Source organism: Legionella sp. PATHC032 (assembly GCF_026191185.1).
Lineage (GTDB): Bacteria > Pseudomonadota > Gammaproteobacteria > Legionellales > Legionellaceae > Legionella.
In genome coordinates, this window is the sequence record NZ_JAPHOV010000001.1 from 1151615 (window position 1) to 1174386 (window position 22772).

Here is a 22772-nt window from a genome sequence, read left to right on the forward strand (position 1 = left end):
TGTTAAATTTTCTCTATAGAGCAGATGATCACCGTTTCATTTCGTTGCATAATGGGGATATATGAAATAGCTATAACAACTGTTAGGTCGTGTTTAAATAAAACATTTATAGATTCTCTAATTAATTTTATACTAAACAGGCACAACATAATTAAACAAAATTGGCCTAATCTGACATAATAAACCAATTGATGTCTTATTTTACCCAATAAAAAATTAGATAATAAATACAATTTGTGATAACTAATTAGTCATGTTTGATGTGATGGCTGAACTACCAATACCCAATTATATCGCTGGATAAAGACGAAAATCTGTATTTATTATATTTGCAATATCATGGTTTTATGTTTCGAAGTGCTTTATACAAGATACTAAGAGGAGTATATTTTATAAGACCCTCTCAGGGCTAGTTCAGGCGAATAGAAATAATGCATTATAAATGGACTCCAGATAAGCTTTGTAGAGCAGGAATCGTAATTTGATTAAGACATTCATCGATAAAAAAATCCAGATACTAGTCAGTTGCCTTATTTTTTTTATCTTCAGTACTCATGCTAAAGCATTTGAAACACGTGATGTCTGGGATGTTTTACGTAGTGAATTTAAGATGAATCATGAAATCCATCGCCCAGAGGTTCAAGAGCAAATACGCTGGTTACTGGATCATCCGGGCTTTGTAACTAAGGCCTGTAAACAGGCTGAGCCTTATCTCTATCATGTAACACGAGAAATACAAAGAAGAAATTTACCCGGTGAGTTGGCATTCCTCCCAATGATAGAAAGTGCTTACGACCCTTTTGCTTATTCAAAAGTTGGTGCTGCAGGTTTATGGCAAATCATGCCATTAACGGGAAATCAATTAGGTTTAATACAGGATTGGTGGTTTGATGGAAGACGAAGCATTAATCATTCAACTGACGCAGCTCTGACTCACCTGATGCATTTAAATAAAGTGTTTAATGGAAACTGGATACTCTCCATCGCAGCTTACGATGCTGGTGAAGGAGCCATAGGCAGAGCTGTAAAAGCAAATAACCCTAATGGAGGTAATGTCAGTTTTTGGAATCTGGATGTACCTAAGGAAACACAAGTTTATGTCCCTCGGTTTTTAGCTCTGGCGGAAATCATGGGCAATCCTCGGACTTATAAAATAAACCTGCCCGCGATGCCATTTCGACCTTATTTTGAAGAGGTGAATATTGGCAGTCAAATTGACTTAAATCATGCGGCCAGATTAGCAGGTATATCAGTTAATGAATTAACTAAATTAAATCCGGGTTATAATAGATGGGCTACAGCGCCGTATAAACCCTTCACTTTGCTTATTCCTATAGCAAAAGTGACTCAATTTTATTTCAATTTATCCCGTTCACCTGTAGATAAACGAGTGAGTTGGAGAAAACATCTTGTCCTTCCGAGAGATAGTTTGCAAAGTATTGCCAGACAATACCATACGACTGTTTCATTAATAAAAAAATTAAATCGTCTGTCAGATCAATACATAAGACCCAATCAGGTTTTGCTAATTCCGAGTGCCAAGAATACTCCTGTATTACCTTTCCACGAAATTTCAAAGTCAAAATTCTTAAGTCAGACGTCGATAAAAGGTAAAGTGTACAGAGTCATACATATTGTCCAACCCAATGAAACGTATGGTACACTTGAAAGGCTTTATAAAGTTACAACACAAAATATTATGAAATGGAATCATATTAGCTCGGGAGCAGCACTAGTAAAAGGGCAGCAGTTAATTATTTGGAAAAAATCAAGCAATCTTAAAGAGAGGGAGACTTTCAAAAAAACGTGATTTTTCTATTTTACTCGAAAATCTAAATACGCCTCATATATAGCCATTTTCACAATAACTAACTAATGATGCAGATTATATGTGGGGTTTGTACCAAAATATTCGTTGTAGATTTGAAGGTAGGAACCATCTTTTTCCATCTCCAACAAAATGTGATTGATTTTATCAAGCAACGCCGATTGGTTTTTAAGGGCTATGATCCCATAGCCGCTTCCTATTGGTATTTTATCGCCAATCAATTTTAACTGATCGTTTTCAGTGGGGTTGAGATTATTAACAATGAATCGTGACGCTTGATAGTTGATTAAAATAGCATCAATCTTTTTTGCTGTTAATGCATTAACTAATTCTGCAGGATCGTTGAACTCTATAAGGGTATTGGTAGTTTGGTATTTTTTTAAAAGAGGGGATTGCTGAAAATTAATTTTAAAGAAACCAATTTTTTTAAAATTGATATCGTTCAAGGTATCAATCGAGTTGTTTTTTAATGTCAGAAACTGACCATCACTGGGTAAATAGGGCAAGCTGTACCGATAATTGTCAGGTAATGATGTCGTGATAGGGGTTGAACTAAAAACAATATCATAAACACCTTGATCCAAGCCTTTTAGCTCTCCTTCTTTAGTAATAGGTATGTATTCGCATTTTTCCTGCAAACGATTGCATATTATATTCATGAGGGCGACAACAAAACCATAATAATGATTCGCTTTGTCTGATTTTGATGAAAAAGGAGGGGCAAATTGTAAAATACCTACCTTGAGTGATTCACTATGAACAAGAAAATTGCTTATAAACAAAAGTATAAATACTATCCGTTTCATAAATTGGGTCTCTTGTTAATTAGTCCATTTTGCTGAGAGGTGTATTCTTTTTTAAATTATAGGGCATTAGTTTTAGTTTTGGATCTATTTTGCAGAGCAATTCGAGTGGAATAAAATTTAAAATATTGTTAGTCACGCAATCAAGAGCCTTTCCAAGGCAGGATTTGAAAGGCATGGGGCAGTATCAAGTATAGAGATATGGTCAAAAATCCAGTGTTACTGCCCTTAACTGTGTTCCACAATCTATGAATTACAATAAGAAAAACCTTCTTCGTCTTTGTGATCTAATAAAAATGGTTGTATTACAATGTCACTAATTGTTTTTATATCATTCCACATGGTGCTTTCTGCACAGAAATTAATGGTGTAACCGATTAAAACCTTTGAATCCTTTTTGCTAAGCTTAGGATGATCCCCTTTTGAAATATCAGATATTAGAGTTGAAAATTTATGGCTTCCCCTGATCCTTCTTAAATTGTTTTTCGCTACCGGCTGCTCTTCTTTAAGTTGCTCCTGGTAGTAGCCTAAAATGACTTGGAGATATTCTTTTAAAAAACACAGATCGCCGAATAATAAAGGGTAAGGCTCATGATTTTCTACTGCCTGATTGAGGCGATTATAACGAGCATTGAGATCCTGAAGGAATTCTTGATTGTTACTTACCCTTGAGTTGAATTTGTGATGAGAAAGAAGGGTACTTCTTTCAACATTAAACAATTGTTGAAAATTAAATATTATCTTTGAAATTTTTTCAAGATAATCTGTTGTACATAATATTTGATAGGCTTCCTGGCTGGTTAATGGAATTGTTTTAGAAAACAGTTTCATACGCATGATGTGATCTCTGGTTGATTTAGATTTAATTTAAATCTAAATGATTAAAATTCAGCATTATATAACATTGAGTTAGACAAATAAATAAACACAATGATTTTTTTATGTTCTTTTTGGCTTTTGTAATTTTAGCTGCTAGTTGCATAACCAATCCTAGCCATTTTGCTCTAATGAGCATGGAGAAATTATTCATTTAAATCAATGGCATATCAAATATTTGGCTGAATTTTTTTCTGTTTACTCTATACTAAATAAATCGATTCCAACAAGAGTTTATATCTATGATTCTAAAGCCGGGAAAGTTATTGGTGGCTACTGCTTATCCGGATCCACCGTTTGATATTGAACAAGATGATGGTTTTGATGGTGATTTAATAAAAGAAATTTGTCGAATTTTAAATTTGCAGCTAGTCCAGATCAAATATGAGGGAGAAAATTTTAATGATATTTTTTCAGGCTTGGCTAATAAAGAATACGATGTTGTAATTTCAGGAACGACCATCACACCAAACCGCTCAAAGCAAGTGCTCTTTTCGAACCCTTATCTAGAGTTTAATCAGGGTATCGCAGTTAATACTGCATTAAAGCCAAATGTTTCTTCTTTTGAGGATTTGAAAGGTTTGGTTGCTGGCATACAGAAAGGGAATACCTCAGACGAAGTAGCTAAGGATTTATTACGTAAGAACATACTCAGCGATATTAAATATTATGCATACAATGAAATAGAATTAGCCATACAAGATCTGGCTGCTGGTAAAATTGGTTTAGTCATTAAATTATATCCTGTTATTTCCTGTTTAATTCAAAACCATCCAAACCTGGCTGTCCCTTTGCAGGCTGAAACACACGAAAAACTTGGTATCGCGTTTGCTAAAGATAATTTTAAACTCCGGGATAAAGTCAATATTATCCTTGCCGATCTTGTGCAAAATGGTACTTTAAGTCGCTTACAACATAAGTGGATACGTACCACCTAGGGTAAATGAGGCCAATGTCAGTTACAACTCATGAGATAAGCTTATTTAAAGAATCTTATTTTTCTTGAATCGTGCTGCAAATATTTTTTTCAAATCCTCTTGCACTTTTACAGAGATAAGTTAATTATCAGGTTGAGCTCTAAAGATCCAATAGAGTGTTATTGGTGCACAAAAGGATTTATAACATGAAGATATTGAAAACCACCGAAAAAAAATCGCGAAAACCTACTCCTAAAGGGAACAGAGCTTTACCATTTCAACTGGTACAAAATACTGAGCCGGATCGAACCTATTATCTGAGAAGTACTGTAGAAGGAATAGGGAATTTTCTTTCTACCCGCATCAGGGAACTTTATAACACCTTAGCAATGACTTTTTCTTTAGACTCTATGGATTGGAGCAGTTTTAAAAAATATATTTGGCCAACTATATCTTCTGGGGCAGCATTGCTTCTTGGTGATTATCTAACCCGATCCATGAGCGAATATCAAACGGGAAGTCCGGAATATGATTTTATTTTTAAATTTCTTTTTGGTACAGCGATATTAGGTTATTGTGCTTTAAACCGGATAACAGACAGGAAATTTACTTCCCAGATTGAATTGTCTGCTGCTGTGGCTAGTGAGGTAATGGCAATAACTTACATGTACAGTTCCGTTTTTAAAGGGACTACCTATTTATTGAATGATAGTATTTCTGATGAATATTCATTAATTGCCGGGCTGGGAACCAGTGCCTTGCTTGTTCCCAGCGGGATTTCTTATCTAACACAAAAAATACAAGAGATTTTGGTGCGAATCCAATACAATCGAGGAGCACAGCGTTCAGATACAGCAGTGATTTCAAGCGGGCTTACACCGATATCCAATCTGTATTTTCAAATCAACCACTTTATCGCCAGTGAGCTTATGATAAGTTCGCGGGCATTTCAATTGGGTCTCATTTCTCACAATATTCGTTATGCGGATAGAATAATGCAGAAATTTCGTAACTTACCTGCATTGTTAGCAGATTTGGCGCCATCAACTATAAAAAAAATGCGCATCCAGCAACAAAAACTTGAGCATGATTACGAATACAATCATAAGTTACATCAGGTTTTACGATTTACCGCAGACGGTCCAATGTTTATAAGTATCCCAAGGTATCGATTACGCACAGGGGATTTGGTTTATTGTGATAGCAGTATCGATTTGGCTTGTGTACCGCTCTCTGGAGAGTTGGTTGCCCTAAAGCGAAATTTAAAAGGGGAGTTTACGCAAGCGCTCGAACAAAAAAAATTCAGCGTTAATCTTAAAGCACAAAATGGAGAAGATGTTTGGATAGAGCATGAAACCAAGCCGGATTTTACTTCACATTATAACAAAGTGGATTTGCATGCAGTCAGAGATGGCAAACAGGCGGGAGTATTGGTAGGTGATAAGTTAAACTTGTATGGTAATGACAATATTTTTATTCAAATTAAACCTGAAAAAGAACTTTTATTAAGCAGTAACTATGAGAAAAAAGCGGTCATTAATGAAATTATTGCCGAACGAAAACAAAGAAGTGTTTTATATTCTATTTTAGGCTCTATCATTATGGCTGCCTTTTTACAAAGGGATATTACTGCAATGCCTGCAGAGACATTAAGGCTTATGTTCACACTCTTTCAGACTATGATTCCCTTTTCTGAAGCTTTTTTACGGGAAACTGTGAATAGCCGTTTGATGAAAAAATTGAATAGTAACCTGAGGGAACAACCTTTTGGGACCATAGACGCCCTTCGTGTGGTTGATTTATGTAATGCTCTTGGTGGTTATTATCGTGATAGATTTCCCCATGGTGTTGTCATAATTTCAGATAAAACCGGAACTCTTACAACGACAAGAATGGATGTATTGGGGTTGTGGACTACTGATATGCTTCCTCAGGTACAGAAGACATTAAAGGAAAAAGAAGGCTTGCTCCTGCCAGAAGAAACACAATGGCTGCAATCGTTTGAAGTGTTTTGTAATGCTTTTACAAACAATAAAAAGGAATTGGAACCTGAAGAGCATGCCATTTTGGAATTATTCAAATCCTTATTAAATAATCAGCAATGTTTGGAAGTTGCTATTCATGGCAATAATCATTTTAAAAAAGTGATTACCATTAGAGAAACCCGGAAAGAAATTGAGACTTTTCATCTGGGGTTATACCGTACTTTTGGTGGACGCTTGACTCTGGTTCAGGATGGTTCAAATTATTATCTGGTCTTTTGTGGGGTTCCTAAACAAGAAGCATTTAAAGAAACTCCTTTATTAAAAGCCTATACCACTATGCAAAGTCGCACAGGTGTATTATCTCGTGATTGGTGTTTGGCTCGAGGTAAGCTCAGTGAACATGAGTTTGCTGATCTAAAAGAATTATTTGACAAGGATGATAAAAAAGAGATTGAGCATTTTATTTTGGAAAAGAGAACCTTACTCGAAAGTTTGGGGTATTACGGTACTTTTATTATTGATAATCCTGTAAAAAAAGGGGCAGAAAAATTTATTGCCCAATGTCGGGAAATATCCGTTCCAGTTTTTGTAGCAACAGGAGATACGACTAAAGCAGCAGAAAATATTGCGAAAGTATTGTGCCCGGCTAATGCAGGAAAAATTCTTACTCTGCGTGCTGATCAGGTTGATGAAAAAGGTATGGAACTTTTAAATGAAGAACATTATCCATCTGATTCCACGGTCATATTTTCAGGTATTAATGAAGCGATATTGACTAGATTCCAAAAACTGATGGAGAGAGAGGGAACAAAACGTCCTGTCATTATTTTTGCTGAAATGAGCACTGAGGGAAAAGGTATTTTAGCTCGTTATCTTAAGGATCATCATTATTTTGTTGTTGCCAATGGAGATGGTACCAATGATGTCATGATGATGAAAAACTCGAATGTGGTGATAGCTCATCATTCAGATGATGGAACTTTTGCTCCAGGTGTGGATGGTTTATCCAATATTAGTGAGGAGCAGCTAAGGCGCTTGTTTGGTTCCCAGAAAACTTTTTATGAACTGTTTGACATTAATCTACCCAAAAGTCTGTTTGTTCAAAAATTTGCTCCTCTAGCCAACTCGCAGGAAAAGCCAACCATGGCTCTGGCGCTCAAAAGTGGAAAAATGACGTTTGATTTGGCTAAAACAGTTGGAGCAGATGTCACAGAAATGAATCAGCAGCATTGGTATAGTGTCGTTTTTGACTTATTGTGGTTGTGGATTGCTTTTTATGAGATAAATGAAAGTTCTGATTTGCCAATGGATAATCGGAACATTAATGCTTCAAGACTGATTTCCAATACCATGGGGATTGCTTTGATCATTGCTGTTTTTCAATCCCTGGCCAATTATGCTCTGTTTAACGAATCTACGAACTTAAGCAGCATGCTGATTATGTTAACTTTTTTGCCTTTCATTCTTAAAAGTGTTTTTTCAGGTTTTAGAATGGTTCAGGACAGTTTGTACCCAAAGGTGGAAATAGCAGAAGTTGAAGACGAGGTTGAGACAAGTTCTAATAGATCCATTTTGAGTTATTTTGGAACTTTTTTTTCACGCAAGCCTGCAAAGCAATTGGAGGGTTTAAACTGTGCTCCCGCATTAAAATAGCTCCCTTGCATAACAGAGCTGTTTCATTTTGTCGCTCGGTCGTAAATAGTTCTGTGATGCTTATTGACCTCGTGCAAACTGTGCTTTTTTTAATTTTAAAGATAATCATACAGTTTCTTATGATTAATTTTTCCACTATTGGTCAAGGGCATCTCATCAATAAAGTATATTTTTGCAGGTATTTTATATTGAGCAATTTGCTCAACTAAAAAAGAATATAATTCTTCTCTGGCCAATTGTTTACTCTTTTTCATGACTACAAAAGCAATTGGTACTTCTCCTTCTTCCTCGTCAGGTACACCAATCACAGCCGCTGCGCTAATAGATGGATGTTTATAAATTGCTGCTTCCACTTCTCCAGGCATAATATTGGACGTATTGCGAATAATAATGTTTTTAATCCGACCCTTATAATAAAAATTACCTTGCTCATCCTGAGTTCCGCAATCCCCTGTTTTAAACCAACCTTTTAAGAATGCTTCGCGGGTTTCTTCAGGATTATTCCAATAGCTATGCATGACCATATCGCCTTTTACCTGAATTTCTCCTGTTTCACCACAACGCACTTCCTCTCCAGCCGTGTTGGCAAGGCGTAATGTTACCCCTTCAACCGGTTTGCCAATACAGGATTTTTGAGTCACATCAGGGGTTCTGCAGACAGTTAACCAAATGGCTTCAGTCATTCCATAGCCCACTTGAATCGGTTTACCAGCGCAAGCCAGAAATTTGTCCTGAACTGCTACGGGTAGTGTATCTCCACCTGTATAAATTCCGCGATATGATTTAAAAGTTTCTGTATTACAGCACCCAGAGTCTAATAATTTTATATAGGTATCAATGTGGTGTACGGCGAGTGTTGGCTTTTCATGCCGTACGGTTGCAAGATACCAATCCATATCAAAACCATCATTAACTAAAGCTGTGCCTCCTCGTGATAATGCAGAGAATGTTTCAATAAATCCACTCACATGGCATTGTGGCTCACAAATTATCATTTTGTCTTCAGCTGTAATGTTTTCCAGAGCTAATGAGGTTGAGTCGAGCATTGCATCAATCGAAGAAAGTGTGTGCACAACTCCCTTAGGTTCTCCGGTTGAACCAGAGGTATAAAAAATCACAGCAGGCGCTTTATAATTTATGCGATGTTTTGGGCAATTCGCTGGTGCATTTAATAATTCATTAAAGGATAAATAGGGATGATTATGATTTTCACCTGGCACAAAAATTTTTTTAATTCCTGTCGCCGACCAATTGACTTTCTCTAGCAAAAATAATTTATTTGCTTCGATGATTAAATAAATTGGTTGGGCATCTTGCAATACCTGTTCAAACTCAGGTGGTGCATAGCGACGATTAACTGGCATGGCTATACATCCCGATTGGAAGCAGGCCAGGTAAATGGCTATGATTTCAAGACTATTGGGTAACATAAAAGCGATGCGCTTTCCTGAGAGTGTTTCATTTTCAAAGTGAGTTGCGATGCGATTTACAGTATCAAACAATTTTTCATAGGATATAGGTTTACCTGAGATAGCCATAGAACATTTTTTCATATCGTATTCAACCTCTGAAAAAATAAGCCGCTCTATTCCTCTTTTAGTCATGATGCTTGCCTGCTTGATTTGTTACTTTTTATATTATGGGTAATAATTAATAATTATGGGCTAAAAATGGGAAAAAATGGATTTTATAAAGCGCACTATCGAGCTGGCTCGAGAGAATGTGGAAAATGGTGGTAGGCCATTTGCTTGCCTTATAGTTCAGAATGGGAAAGTTCTTGCTGAGGCTGCCAATACGGTGGCGCAAACCCATGATCCTACAGCTCATGCCGAAGTGAATGCAATACGCCTTGCTACAGCGAAATTAGGCTGTGAGCATTTATACGATTGCGATTTTTATATACTTGCCCATCCTTGCCCGATGTGTCTGGCCGCAATGTATTATTGTAGTCCAAGGAAAGTGATCTTTATCACGACGAGAGATGAGTATAAAACCTATTATGTTGATGATCGAAAGTATTTCACTCTTGAGAATTTTTATCAGGAGATTAATAAGCCATGGAGAGAGCGTAAGATGCCTATGGAGCATAGACCAGACAAAGAGGCGATAGATGTGTATAAAATGCACCAGAAGAAAAACTCTTCGTCCAAATAACAGTTTAATATTTAAAAAATTTTTATTTTTCAAAGCATTAGGCAATGTCTCCTAAATTTTTTTTACACACACTTAATCTTAGATCAAGCCCAGAACTGAAGGCATACTCCGAACTGCCTCCTCTCCCGCGCAAGGAATTTGAATAGTATGATGATGCTCTGCGCGGGAGAGGGTTGGGGAGCGGGAAATGGATAAATCTATTTTGAGGCAGCGTGCTAAAAATTTACGAAGACAAAGCACCGATACTGAGAGGCATCTTTGGTATAACCTTCATGCAAATCGACTTGAATTTAAATTCAAGCTACAAGTCCCGATAGGAACATACATCGTTGATTTTGTATGCTTGGAAAAGCACTTAATTGTTGAACTAGATGGTGGTCAGCATCTGGATAATCAAAAATACGATATGAAACCTACGGTTTGGTTAAAAGAACGTGGTTTTAAAGTGTCACGCTTTTGGAATAATGATGTATTGCAACAAACCGCATCGCTTATCGAAATAATCATGCAAGCCTTAGGTGAGACATAGATTGGACACAAAAGGGATTATTCTACTTTAATTCCAATAATTAATCCTAAAGTGTATAAACTTTTACTTTATGAATTCTTCCTTTAATAGCAATTTCTCCTAACTCTATAAATTGAAATGCCGTATGGTCTGTCGCAATATAAGTATATTCACTGATTAAGATATCTGTGTTGAGTTTTTTGGTGGCATTTTCTATTCGTGACGCCAAATTAACAGTATCGCCAATGGCTGTATATTCCATATGTATATCAGTGCCAATATTCCCAACAATGGCACTACCTGTATTGATACCAATACCAATTTGTATTTCAGTGCCTAATATTTTTGCCCAATCGGCATTGAGTGATTTTATCGCTTCTCGCATTTTTAATGCTGCATGAATAGCATGGTCTTCTTGATAGGCGTCATCATCAGGTGAACCAAAGATCGCCAAAAAACCATCCCCAAGATATTTATCCAATATTCCATGTTGCGAGGTAATGGCTTCTATCATTTTCTCAAAAAAATGATTTAAAAAATCGACTACCAATTCAGGTTTTATACGCTCCGAAATGGTTGTGAAATCGCGTATATCACAGACCATAATAGTGACTTTACGTCTCTCGCTAAATACTTGCGGTAACTCACCGGATTTCACAATTTTTTCTGCTAAAGCATGAGAAATAAAACGTGTTAAGCTCACTTGCAACATGTTACGCTGTCTCAATCCTTCAGTCATTTCATTGATTACTTGACCCACTTCCGCGAATTCATCTTTTGTCCTAATGTCGAGATGTTGTTCAAGGTCACCCTGAGCGATATTTTTGAGCGCGGTTGTAATTTTTAATAAGGGTTTATTGAACCACTGAAAAAGTAACCAGCCTAAAAACATGGCAAATAAAAATGTTGAGATAAAGACGGCAATACCTGAGTAAAGCAAGAAATGAAATCTTTGGTTAACCGAATCAGCGTCTACGTCCACTCGGATATTTCCAAGATATTTCCCTTGTGCGTCTTTTATTGGGTATAAAGCGGTCAGCCATGTACCCCAGATGTCTTCAACAAATTCAGGCAGAACGATAGGGGATTCATAATTTACATTAATTGTTTCCCCTGATTCAGTCTTAAGTTTCATGACAGTTCCCAATTCAGTTTTATCTATAATGTTTTCTTCGGGATCTACAGCAAAGCGAAGTACCTTAGGATTATTAGAGTCGGGAAATAAACTATATATGAAATTCACATACACATCTTTGCGACGATTTGCGTTACGTACTTCAAGAAGTTTTTTTTCAAGATCTTTGTAAAGAGGTGAGTTTGCAGACGTATCCAGATTAAATTTCTGAATATCCTCCGGATTCATCAGGACAGCTGTTGCCGCAGCTATGGATAGAGCTGATGAGCCTACTTCTTTGTATACTGTTTCTTTACCATATTGATAAGATAAAAACAGAAATATGCCGTTAGTAATGATTACAATGAGAAGCAGGCCAAGAAATAACTTAGTTCGAAATTTCATTATTTATCCACCATGAGCAGATTAATTATAAGTATTGGATAAAGGCAGTGAGAAGTAAAGACAACGTCATTCTGGAGATTTTTACCAACCTCCAGAATGACGTGGTATTGGATGAAATAATACTTCCCCAAAATATAATTTATTATAAGACAGGATACTGATTATTTCGGGCCATTGGAGCCAGGAACAAGCCAATCATATATCTCAGCAGCACCTGTGACTGTATTATTAAAAGCATTTTCAATTTCAGCATTACTGGCTCCACGCTGCTGAAAGAAACCAAGTCGCGTCACTGAATTTTCAACTGGCCGTTTACTTTCCCCTACTTCGTGAGAAGCATAAAGTACTGCGGAAGTAGCGAATATGGATGCAAACAATCCCCATCTCGAATCGGCATAATAAAATGGCCATAAAAGCAAGTTTGTTATTCCTACCACTATACCTGCTTTTTTAAGCTCTTCTCCACTTGGTTCATTTTTTTTTGGCATATTAATTCCTTTTTAGACAAAATTTCAGTTCAAACTATATTCCAGATAATAAAAATTGCAAGCAAAATTAACGGAATAGATGAATCATCTTGCCAATTTCATGGAATGGAAAACCAGGTTTGCTGGTGAGGGTATTACGATGCAGAATAAATCGTTTAAACCACTTATCTAGGTGCAGAGTATCCTCCTTGAACTCCCTTCTTGGAAAACACAATCTGCCATAATTGTAACATTCTGGCATCAAAAGCGCCAGCACAAGAGAGTAAATAATAATTCCACATACGAAAGAATTTTTCATTGTAGTGTGATTTAATTTGCTCCCATCCCTGGTTAAAATTCTCATGCCATGCCATTAAGGTTTTATAATAATCAGCTCCAAAATTATGCCAATCCTCCATAACGAATAATTTTTCGGAAGCTTCGCCTATTTGCATGATGGATGGAGTCATTCCATTGGGGAAAATGTATTTTGAAATCCAGGGCGTGGCTTTTGTAACACTTTCATTTGATCCTATAGTGTGTAATAAGAACAAACCATCATCCTTTAAACATTGATGGACAATCTCCATGTATTTTCGGTAATTCTTGTAACCAACATGTTCGAACATCCCTAAGGAAACTATACGGTCAAATTTTTCATTTAAATCCCTATAATCCTGAAATCGGATTTCAATTGGCAAATGGGCACAGCGTGTTTTAGCTAACTCGTATTGTTGCTGTGATATGGTTATGCCGACTACGGATACTCCATAGTTTTCAGCAGCATATTTTGCCAGTCCTCCCCAACCGCACCCGATATCCAACAATTTCATATCGGGCTTAAGGCAGAGCTTTCTGCAGGTTAGATCGAGTTTATCGAGTTGGGCTTGCTCCAAATTTTCAGCCTTTTTCCAATAACCGCAAGTGTAGTTCATATTGCTATCCAGCATAATTTGAAACAGATCATTGCCTCTATCGTAATGATGTCTGCCAACTTGCAGGGAGCGTTTTGGGGTTTGCAGATTCAATATTTTGGATAAAAAGACTTTAAATGCCAGTTTAAAATTGACTTTAATTTTCGATTCAAGATTTGCATTAATCAGTTTTGAAATAAATAAATCAATTCGTTGACAATCCCACCAACCATCCATATAACTTTCACCTAGACCCAAATCGGCATCACGTAATATTCTGGAATAGAACTCATCATTATAAATTTGTATATCCCATGGTGTCTGGCCATTGATATTGATATTGGCTAGCTGAAGCATGTAATTGACAAACGTTTTTGCTTTGTTTTTTTTAATATCCATATCAAATTCCCTTTTTCTAAAGGATGTTTAAACATTCACAGAACGTAACATAATCAGCCACTCAAAGCGTCTATAATAGCTGTAACAAGATAATAAATAATAATCAGAAAAAACAACACAATCGAAATCAAGGGCAAAACAATCGTAAAGGTACGAATCAAAACTGCTGAAATTTTATTTGAACAAAGATTGGCTGATCCCCAAAAGGCTTTAATTAACCAGATGTATAAGACTATGCCATAGGAGAAGAGAGCCAAAGCTAATATATTATGCAGGGATAATGGTTTAGTTGTCATTAGCAAAATGGCAAATAAAATATAGAATCCAATATACGCCAGGCCGCCTTCAAGCAAAAAATAATCACCACCTGAACCAAACAGAACTTCAGAAAATTTAAGTTCTCCATGCCATCCCTGCTTAAAGTAACGAAACATAAGGATCCTGTTATGCTGTTTATAATTTTTATTATAAGCCAAGCCTGGAAAATAGATTAAAGAATTTTTGTAATCATTAACTTCTCTTTTACTTCATTTCTGTCTCAATAATTAAACTATTTATTAAGTTACTTGCCGACATAGATCGACATAAATGAGCCGATTGTCCAGCCCATAACGACATAAAATCAATATTATCTTTTTCCCTGGCTTTTTGTCTCATTACCTGGGTTAATGCATTTTGAATGGGGTAGTCGAGGATATTTATTTTCCGATTATCCATGCAAGTAATGAATTTATTTCGAATTCCACGAGCAAGCTTTCCCGAAAAAGCACGTGTTAGTACAGTATTGTCTTGTTGCTGTGATAACAGGGTTTGTTTGTATTTATAAGTGATGCCAGCTTCAAAACAACTTAAAAAAGCGGTTCCCATTTGCACACCAGAGGCACCTGCATTTATGGCAGAAACTATGCCTTTACCATTCATGATTCCACCGGCAGCTATCACTGGTATTTGTATTGTTTCTACTAATTGGGGTACCAGTTCAGATAGTTTAATCAAAGCATCCTCTGCATTGCCGATAAAAGTACCTCGATGCCCTCCGGCTTCACTTCCTTGTGCAACAATGGCATCAATACCACTTGCTTCAAGTATTCTTGCTTCGTGTATAGTGGTTGCTGTTCCTATTAGAAAGGTTCCACTTTTCTTCAATTGTTTTATCCACATTGGTTCTAATGTACCGAATGCATAGCTAAAAACAGGGATTTTTTCTTCAATCAGGATTTGCATTTGGTCAATAAAAGATTGGGAATAGGGCGTACTCACGGGACTGATTTCAATATTTAGCTCAGTACAGCACAGATTGATATCATCACAAGCTTTTTGAATTTGTTCTGGTGTTGCATGATGCGCTTCGGGTATAAAAAGATTAACTGCAAAAGGTTTACTTGTTAATTGGCGAATTTTTATAATAGCTTGTCTGATCTCATCAGGTTTCATATACCCTGCGCCCAGAGAGCCCAAACCACCAGTGTTAGAAACTGCTGCAACCAACTCTGGCGTAGTGGCTCCTCCTGCCATAGGTGCTTGAATGATAGGAAATTGAATACCAAGTTTTTCAGCTAATTTTGGATGGTGCATAGTAAGTAAAACCCCAAAAATTGGATAAGTTTTTTGCCATATTTAATTTGTGTTCCAAAAAAAGGCGGGTTGCGAGATGTTCTTTAGAGTTATCTAATAACCAATAACTAAAGGTGGCCAGATAAATGATGGTTAATCCGGTTTCTTGTATGGCACGTTGAATAAAGGTCTCTCTAAGACCAGCTGCTTCACGCCACCATTGAACAGTTTGGCTGATGCGTTTGATTGCAGGCAATTGAAGATGAAGATGACCAGGCTCTAGCTTATGAAATATCATTTGCCGGATTACTTTTTGTTGTCCTTCGAAAGTACTTAGCCAAGTCATTAATAAATCATGCAGTTTTTCTTTGGCAGTGAGTAAATCAAATTTCGGTTTGGAGGGCGCATTGAGCATGGCTTCATCAGCACGATCAAAACAGGCATCAATAATTTGATCTTTTTCAGCAAAGAAATATCGTATTGTGTTTAAATCAATATTTAATGCTTTAGCGATATCAATCAATCTCACTTTTTCCCAAGAGCTATCCTGGGCAATATCTATTGCTGTATTGATGATCTCATTTTTTAGTATTGGTGCTACTTTTTTCATGGAACACCTCCTTGTCTCCTATTAGTTTATTACTAATTTTATGATCAAGATTAATTTTTCATAGTTTTGGTAGTTAAATTAACTATAATTTCAATATACAAGTCCTGTTGGTTATTTCAATTAGTCTATGCCACACTTATTTTTATAATGTCGGAGTATTGAATTAAAAATGAAGAAAATCATTTTATACTTGTTTGTCGCTATTGGAGTTTACTCTGTCGTTTTATTTGCGTACAACATGCTAATCAATCGAGCCGGGCAAACATTATATGGAGGGGCTCCAGTAGTGGGGAGTGCCTATCCAACTGTTGAAAAAGTACATTCAGTACAAGATAGCTTTGGAGCTACCAACAACAATCCCTCTGCTTCAGCTCAAGTCATGAGAGGAATGATAATCCGTAATGCGAATATCACTCTGGAGGTCAATGATCCGGCAAAAGTTATCGATGAAATTATGCAGATGGCTGAGCGAGAAGAAGGATATGTGGTTAACTCCAACTTAAGACAGGATAGTTTCTATATTGGTGGAAATATAGCTCAAATCAGTATCAGAGTACCAAGTAATCGTTTAAACAATGTGTTGCAAAATTTAAAATCTTTAGCTGTTAAAGTCATTGAGGAATCAATTACGAGTGAAGACATCACCCAGCGATATGTTGATCTTGAAAGTGAACTGAAAAATTACAGGGTTGCTAAAGATCAATTAAATAAAATTATGCAGGGTGCTAAAAACACTTCGGATGTACTTTCTGTTTATCAACAACTGAGTGAAACGCAGAGAAAAATTGATGTTATAGAAGGGCAGATAAAGTACTATAAAGAATCTGTTGCTTATTCACTCATTACAATTTACCTGCAAATCAATCCAGCAATAAAAAATGCACAAAACTCAACATGGGAAATATCAGAAATTGTAAGGAAATCTTACCGGGCTTTAATCGATAACTTACGACAGTTTACTTATGGTTTCATTGAATTTGTTATCTTGTTTGTCCCAATGATTTTATTGTGGGGGATTATTGCTTTATTAGTATTTTGGATAGGTAGGGCTTTTTATTCTCGTTTTAAACAATAGAATTGACAGTGTATCTCAGATTTAGAATATAGGAGAAAACCAAATGCTCCCAACAGGATAGTTGGGAGCAGAAATAACCTTTTAGTTTAAATTTTGGGACGCATATAACTCTCATTAGCCAATTCAAGGTTTATTGGTTTGGAAGTATTTTTATCAAATAGTCCATAATTTCTAGTTACTCTGTCATAGAGGTAAAAGCCACCCAAGACTAACCCTGTTGTTGCTGTTACTCGCGCACTATCAAGTGCCGCTGTCTTGGTTGCTCCGCCTAAGGTCTTTAACATACATTTTCCAAAAAATGATAACATATTTTCCGTCCTGATTAGTTAATTAATAATCCTGTTAATTATTCATCATTCATTCTAAATGAATTTCGGCCTAATGCAATACATTTCCCTATTTATTTGCTTAAAATTAAATCAATTGTATATTTTTTAATGTAGTGTTGATTAAATAAGTACAATTTATACTGTAAAAGGTATTGTTGGTTGTTAAGGCACAATGATGAAAAATAACATCCTTGTTACTCTGAATTATTTCTTGGTGGGGGATGATGGAGAGGTGCTTTCTGAATCAACCTCTTGAATTCGTCCAGGCCAAATCTTTTTCAAAGGATCAGGACCCAAATATTCATCCATACCAAAAATGAGGGCAAATGTGATGGCTGCTTGAGGAGCTCTTACCGCTACTTGTTGCAAATAACTCACTTTAAAAAAAGTCATGAACGCATCTTTAATACCAACCGCTTTTACATTTGATTTCATTTGACCAAACATGGTATAGGGTGACACGGTAATTAAACGGTTATTTTCAGCCACTTTAGTTTGCAACAATTTATTATCAGCATAGGCGTTAGGGACGGTTGTAAATAATGTCGCAATGACACCAGAAGTAGCGCCTCCTAATATTTTGTTATACAAGTCTTTATCAAACTTATAAAATGAACTGACATAATCCCCTGCAAATCCAATCAATGCGAAATTGACCCCACCTGCAAAAGAGCGAGAGCCCCAGTTGACTGTAGTTAATTTCCAAAAATTGGAGAAGGACCATTTAAAGTTTTCAGCATTAATCACGCCTACATTTTGCAATCTTGCCTTGCCGCTTAAACCATTACTAACCAACAGATCAGCCTGAGAAAAGAATATTGTTCCCAACCAACGTTGACGGAATGGGGCTTCGAATTCTTCTTCTTCTGTTGCTTTGTTAGTTTGTTTATGGGTTACAGCCACAGCACCGCGTTTTTGACCTGCAATAGCATAAGGAAGGAACCCACGGTACATTCCTCGGAAAAGTCCTCCACTCAATCCAGATGGAGTTCCAGCTTGTGAAAATTGCAATTTGTTTAGCAAGTATTGAAATGGTTGAGTTCCTGCAGAAACAGTGAAAGAAATAGCTCCTGTTTTAAAAACTAAATTGGCCATTTCATAGGGAGTCAACAGATATGGAGAGTTATTACCCTTTTTCTCTCTACGTTCTTGCATTGTAAATCCTCTCTGAATCACTTAAATCAATGTGTCGTAATGATAACAATTTATTATTAAGCAAATATTAACTTGCATGAAAAAAAAATATTAAGTATGAAAATAATATGCAAAAAGTGCGATAAATAAAGACATTAAATAGATTTAATTTATACAAATTAGGCATAATTATTTTCTTTTCGAGCATTAAATACGCAAATGGCTTTGCTGTCTGAATTTTAATTCGTTCAGTTAGTGAAGTACTTCATCTGAATATTTGGCACTACTTCACAATAGAAAACTAAAAAGCAAGTTTTAACTGTTCCCAATATTGATTATAAAGAGCCAGTGTTTCTTCGCCGATGTCGCGTTGAAAATAACCCTTCTTTAGTATTTTGTCTGGCGGATAAACCACTGGGTTATTTTTTATAGCTAATGGCAATAAGGACCTTCCTGCGGCATTGGTAATCGCATGTCCTTCCTTTAGTGCAATTTGAGCGCTTGTCTCTGGTTTCAGAATAAAATCAATAAATTGAAGGGCTTCTTTCAGGTGAGGTGGATTTTTAGGGATAGCCAAACAATCTACCCAAATCACAAAGCCATCCTGAGGATAAATAAACTCAATGGCTTTATTTTCTGTATGTGCTTTGAAAGCATCGCCATTCCATGCTGATCCAATAAAAGCATCCTCATCTATCATGATGGCTTGAATGCTATCACTGGCAAATAACTTAATATTAGGTACCAATTGCAATAGATGTTCATAGGCTGCTTTTATGTGGCTTGGATTTGTGTCATTGGGATCATACCCCAAACTCATCAGAGCTATGGCAAATATTTCGCGTGAATCATCAAGTAACATTAGCTGATTACGCCACTTTTTATCCCATAAGCCTTGCCAGGTTTCTGGTGGGTTTGCTACAGAATTATGATTAAAGAAAATCCCGGTTGCTCCCCAGATGATGGGTATACTATAACGGTTGCCCGGATCATAATCATTTTTAACAAATTGTTCATCCAGATTATGAAGATTCGGGAGTTGTTTGTGATCGAGTAATTGCAACATACCTTGTTTTTGCATGCGCTCTACAAAATAGGCGGAGGGGAGGATGACATCGTAAATAGTTTTTTGACTGGCTCTTAACTTGGCGTACATGGTTTCATTGCTATCATAAGTCGAAAAATTAACTTTAATTCCTGACTCCTGTTCAAATTGTTGAATGACTTTTTTAGGGATTTCACCTCCCCAGGCATAGACATTGACGACTGGATTGGAGAATGCCTTAAATGTAAGAAGAGCAAACAACAAAGAAATAATTTTCATATCAATTTACCTGACAGGCGATGAGAGATAATAACGAGAATCATTGATAAACCAAATGTAATAGAGCACAGTGCATTGAGCTCAGGAGTGACTCCAGCACGGACTAAAGAGTAGATGGTCAAAGGCAAGATAGTAAAATCAGGACCTGCCACAAAATAACTGATAATGACGTCATCAAATGACAAAGTGAAACTTAATAGAAAAGCGCTTAAAACAGCAGGCCACAATAAAGGGAGTAAGACTCTCGTTAAAGCAAAATAACGGCTGGCGCCGAGATCGAGGGCGCCAAAATAAATGTTAGGATTTAAAGTGTTTATTCGCGAATTAATGGTTAGGATAACAAAAGGAATTGAGAAAGTAATATGGGCGGCTAAAAGACTTAAGAAGCCAAGCGGCACTTGGGTAATATTAAAGAAAATCAATAGGGCAACACCCAGGACTATGTCGGGAATAATGATAAGCAATAGTAATAAGGTGTACAGGATCTGGCGGTGTTTTGTACGAAATAAAAATAAGTTGATTGAAGCCAGTAACCCCATTGTTGTGGCGATTAAGGAGGAGGTAAGACCCAGGATGATGGAATTGAAAACGGCAGACCACAAGCCGCGGTCATGAAATAGTTCTCTGTACCATCGCAAAGAAAAACCATGCCATTGTAATGAAAATTTAGCATCGTTCACTGAATAGAGCACTAGTATTGCTATGGGAATATAAAGAAAAGCATAAACTAAAAAAAGAAACAGACGTTGTGTCATTGTTTTCATCGAATGACCTCATTGTTCTGTCGCCGAAAAATGAACATTAAAATAAGCAGGGCGGAAGTTAATAGCACACTGGTAGCGGCTCCCTGCGGCCAATCGCTTAGGACAAGAAATTGATTTTGAATTAAATTACCTAATAAAATGGAACGAGCACCGCCTAATACATTAGGTATGTAAAATAAAGTCATTGCTGGCAATAGGACTAGCAAGCAGCCTGACAAGATTCCTGGAGCGGTGTTAGGCAAAAATACTCGAGTAAATATCGACCATTTGTTTGCCCCTAAATCTTTGGCTGCCTCGATTAACCTGAAATCGAACCGTTCCATGTTAGTAAAAATGGGTAGAACCATGAAAGGAAAAAGATTGTAAACCAAGCCAATAACGACCGCAAAATTGGTATAGAGTAGTGACAAGGGAACATCAATCAAGTGCAATTTCAGCAATAGGGCATTTATCACTCCTTTATATTTCAGAATTGCAATCAGTGCATAAGTTCTTATTAATGAGCTTGTCCAGAAAGGTATGATAATTAACAGTAATAAAACAGATTGATGCTTTGATTTAATCATTAAATAACTAAAAGGATAAGCTATGATCAGGCAAAGCAGGGTAGTGATAGAAGCCATCAGCAAGGAGCGGAAAAGGATTTTTGCAAAAACAGGGGTGAATAAGTCAAAATAATTTTCCAATGTCAATGGCAAGGTAACGAGATGAATGCTGTCTTTTGATAAAAAGCTGGCAACCAGAACCATCAACAAGGGAATGAAGCCAAAAATAATTAACCAAAAATACAATAAATACAGGGCGAATGATTTAGCCTTCATAAGGTAATAAAACCTCCCAGCCAGGCAACCATTGTACCCAAACGGTTTCATGGAGTGTGTATTCCAGCTTATCATCGTCTTCGTCAAAAAACTCCGAAGCATTGATGATTTTGCCTGATGACAACTCCACTTTGAGATCAACCGTAGAGCCTTTATAAATGATATCAACAATACGACCAGGTAACATTCCTTCTGTCTTTTCGACCTCAGATAAGCTCCAAACTCGAATGTCCTCTGGGCGCACGATCAAATGAAGTCGGTCGTTAACTTGATAATTGCCAGTGTTTTTACAGAATAGTTGTATTCCTTCAATGCTCGTTATGATGTCTTGCTCTTTTACTGACTGAACCTGAATATCGAATATATTTGCTTCGCCAATAAACATGGCAACATGCAGGTTGGCAGGTGTTTCATAGACTGCTTTAGGTGTTCCGATTTGTTCAATGTGGCCGTGATTAAAGACGACAATACGGTCAGACATTGATAAGGCTTCCTCCTGATCATGTGTTACAAAAATAAACGTCATATTCAAGGTTTTTTGTAATTGCTTCAATTCGGATTGCATCGCCTTTCTAAGCCGATAGTCAAGGGAACTTAAAGGCTCATCCAATAACAGTACTTGAGGTCTGTTGATGATAGCTCGGGCAATGGCAACACGTTGCTGTTGGCCTCCACTTAATTGTTTCACATTGCGTTCTGCTAACAATTCAAGTTGCACAAGTTTTAATGCATCAAGGACGCGCTCTTTGATTTCCTGGTTAGGAGTTTTTTTGCAGCGCAAGGCAAACGCGACATTTTCGAAAACGGACAAATGAGGGAAAAGAGCGTAACTTTGAAAGACAGTGTGCACATCCCTTTTTTGTGGTGGTAACTGATTAACACATTGACCATTAATAAAAATGTCACCTTGTGTTGGTTGCTCAAAACCGGATATAAGGCGAAGAAGGGTTGTTTTTCCACAACCTGAAGGGCCAAGCAAGGTTAAAAATTCACCGTCATTGACGTTTAACGATACATTATTCAAAATTGGCATATTGCCATATGATTTATAAATCTGACGGATTTCAATGAGGGGTGTTGTCATCTGCTTTATTAAATAAAAAACTGCAATTATGTGCGCTGCGACTTATCTTGTCCA

General features: G+C 36.7%; 21 protein-coding genes. 6 read left to right on the forward strand and 15 right to left on the reverse strand.

Going from position 1 to position 22772, the window contains the following annotated elements; translation table 11 throughout:
• Positions 1 to 481 precede the first annotated feature (481 nt).
• Complete coding sequence (locus OQJ02_RS05280; RefSeq protein ID WP_265718195.1) at positions 482 to 1810, forward strand: LysM peptidoglycan-binding domain-containing protein; 1329 nt, start codon at positions 482 to 484, stop codon at positions 1808 to 1810.
• 62 nt (positions 1811 to 1872) lie between these two features.
• On the opposite strand, the gene OQJ02_RS05285 is transcribed toward OQJ02_RS05280, so the two are convergent.
• Together OQJ02_RS05285 and OQJ02_RS05290 are read right to left on the reverse strand one after the other, a co-directional pair.
• Positions 1873 to 2634: a transporter substrate-binding domain-containing protein gene (locus OQJ02_RS05285; protein WP_265718196.1), complete on the reverse strand. Its 762-nt coding sequence runs from the start codon at positions 2632 to 2634 to the stop codon at positions 1873 to 1875.
• Between the two features lie 243 nt (positions 2635 to 2877).
• The gene (locus tag OQJ02_RS05290; RefSeq protein WP_265718197.1) at positions 2878 to 3468 is read right to left on the reverse strand and encodes a hypothetical protein; all 591 of its coding nucleotides are present in this window, start codon (positions 3466 to 3468) and stop codon (positions 2878 to 2880) included.
• A 281-nt stretch (positions 3469 to 3749) separates the two neighbouring features.
• On the opposite strand from OQJ02_RS05290, the gene OQJ02_RS05295 reads away from it, so the two are divergent.
• On the forward strand, positions 3750 to 4445 hold the full coding sequence (locus OQJ02_RS05295) for an ABC transporter substrate-binding protein (protein WP_265718198.1): 696 nt from the start codon (positions 3750 to 3752) through the stop codon (positions 4443 to 4445).
• Positions 4446 to 4630: 185 nt separating this feature from the next.
• On the forward strand, positions 4631 to 8062 hold the full coding sequence (locus OQJ02_RS05300; RefSeq protein ID WP_265718199.1) for a cation-transporting P-type ATPase: 3432 nt from the start codon (positions 4631 to 4633) through the stop codon (positions 8060 to 8062).
• 95 nt (positions 8063 to 8157) lie between these two features.
• On the opposite strand, the gene OQJ02_RS05305 is transcribed toward OQJ02_RS05300, so the two are convergent.
• A complete protein-coding gene (locus OQJ02_RS05305) occupies positions 8158 to 9666 on the reverse strand; it encodes a class I adenylate-forming enzyme family protein (RefSeq protein ID WP_265718200.1) in 1509 nt (502 codons plus the stop codon).
• Positions 9667 to 9742: 76 nt separating this feature from the next.
• On the opposite strand from OQJ02_RS05305, the gene OQJ02_RS05310 reads away from it, so the two are divergent.
• A complete protein-coding gene (locus tag OQJ02_RS05310; protein WP_265718201.1) occupies positions 9743 to 10216 on the forward strand; it encodes a nucleoside deaminase in 474 nt (157 codons plus the stop codon).
• Between the two features lie 187 nt (positions 10217 to 10403).
• Positions 10404 to 10745, forward strand: coding sequence for an endonuclease domain-containing protein (locus OQJ02_RS05315; RefSeq protein WP_265718202.1), 342 nt, complete (start codon positions 10404 to 10406; stop codon positions 10743 to 10745).
• Positions 10746 to 10791: 46 nt separating this feature from the next.
• Here the strand turns inward: OQJ02_RS05315 and OQJ02_RS05320 are convergent, their stop codons facing one another.
• The 6 genes from OQJ02_RS05320 to OQJ02_RS05345 form a co-directional block, all read right to left on the reverse strand.
• Complete coding sequence (locus tag OQJ02_RS05320; protein ID WP_265718203.1) at positions 10792 to 12243, reverse strand: adenylate/guanylate cyclase domain-containing protein; 1452 nt, start codon at positions 12241 to 12243, stop codon at positions 10792 to 10794.
• Between the two features lie 161 nt (positions 12244 to 12404).
• Positions 12405 to 12731, reverse strand: coding sequence for a hypothetical protein (locus OQJ02_RS05325; protein WP_265718204.1), 327 nt, complete (start codon positions 12729 to 12731; stop codon positions 12405 to 12407).
• Between the two features lie 164 nt (positions 12732 to 12895).
• Positions 12896 to 14023 (reverse strand): cyclopropane fatty acyl phospholipid synthase, encoded by a 1128-nt coding sequence (cfa, locus tag OQJ02_RS05330; RefSeq protein WP_265718205.1) that lies wholly within the window; start codon positions 14021 to 14023, stop codon positions 12896 to 12898.
• A gap of 53 nt (positions 14024 to 14076) precedes the next feature.
• On the reverse strand, positions 14077 to 14457 hold the full coding sequence (locus OQJ02_RS05335; protein ID WP_265718206.1) for a hypothetical protein: 381 nt from the start codon (positions 14455 to 14457) through the stop codon (positions 14077 to 14079).
• An 88-nt stretch (positions 14458 to 14545) separates the two neighbouring features.
• Entirely contained in the window at positions 14546 to 15598 is a 1053-nt protein-coding gene (locus tag OQJ02_RS05340) for an NAD(P)H-dependent flavin oxidoreductase (RefSeq protein ID WP_265718207.1), read from the reverse strand.
• On the reverse strand, positions 15576 to 16187 hold the full coding sequence (locus OQJ02_RS05345; protein WP_265718208.1) for a TetR/AcrR family transcriptional regulator: 612 nt from the start codon (positions 16185 to 16187) through the stop codon (positions 15576 to 15578). Before OQJ02_RS05345 ends, OQJ02_RS05340 begins: the two co-directional genes overlap by 23 nt.
• Positions 16188 to 16356: 169 nt before the next feature.
• Here OQJ02_RS05345 and OQJ02_RS05350 point away from each other — a divergent pair, with 169 nt between their 5' ends.
• On the forward strand, positions 16357 to 17262 hold the full coding sequence (locus tag OQJ02_RS05350) for a DUF4349 domain-containing protein (protein ID WP_265718209.1): 906 nt from the start codon (positions 16357 to 16359) through the stop codon (positions 17260 to 17262).
• Positions 17263 to 17348: 86 nt separating this feature from the next.
• Here the strand turns inward: OQJ02_RS05350 and OQJ02_RS05355 are convergent, their stop codons facing one another.
• From OQJ02_RS05355 to potA, 6 genes are all read right to left on the reverse strand, one after another.
• Positions 17349 to 17546, reverse strand: a complete 198-nt coding sequence (locus tag OQJ02_RS05355) for a hypothetical protein (RefSeq protein ID WP_265718210.1) — start codon at positions 17544 to 17546, stop codon at positions 17349 to 17351.
• A gap of 249 nt (positions 17547 to 17795) precedes the next feature.
• Positions 17796 to 18767: a hypothetical protein gene (locus OQJ02_RS05360; protein ID WP_265718211.1), complete on the reverse strand. Its 972-nt coding sequence runs from the start codon at positions 18765 to 18767 to the stop codon at positions 17796 to 17798.
• A 259-nt stretch (positions 18768 to 19026) separates the two neighbouring features.
• On the reverse strand, positions 19027 to 20049 hold the full coding sequence (locus OQJ02_RS05365) for an ABC transporter substrate-binding protein (RefSeq protein WP_265718212.1): 1023 nt from the start codon (positions 20047 to 20049) through the stop codon (positions 19027 to 19029).
• Positions 20046 to 20813: an ABC transporter permease subunit gene (locus OQJ02_RS05370; protein ID WP_265718213.1), complete on the reverse strand. Its 768-nt coding sequence runs from the start codon at positions 20811 to 20813 to the stop codon at positions 20046 to 20048. Before OQJ02_RS05370 ends, OQJ02_RS05365 begins: the two co-directional genes overlap by 4 nt.
• Positions 20810 to 21634 (reverse strand): ABC transporter permease, encoded by an 825-nt coding sequence (locus tag OQJ02_RS05375; protein ID WP_265718214.1) that lies wholly within the window; start codon positions 21632 to 21634, stop codon positions 20810 to 20812. Before OQJ02_RS05375 ends, OQJ02_RS05370 begins: the two co-directional genes overlap by 4 nt.
• Positions 21624 to 22718 carry a spermidine/putrescine ABC transporter ATP-binding protein PotA gene (gene potA, locus OQJ02_RS05380; protein WP_265718215.1) on the reverse strand — a complete coding sequence of 365 codons (1095 nt, stop codon included), beginning with the start codon at positions 22716 to 22718 and terminating at the stop codon, positions 21624 to 21626. The genes OQJ02_RS05375 and potA overlap by 11 nt, the downstream gene beginning before the upstream one ends.
• Between the last annotated feature and the right edge of the window lie 54 nt (positions 22719 to 22772).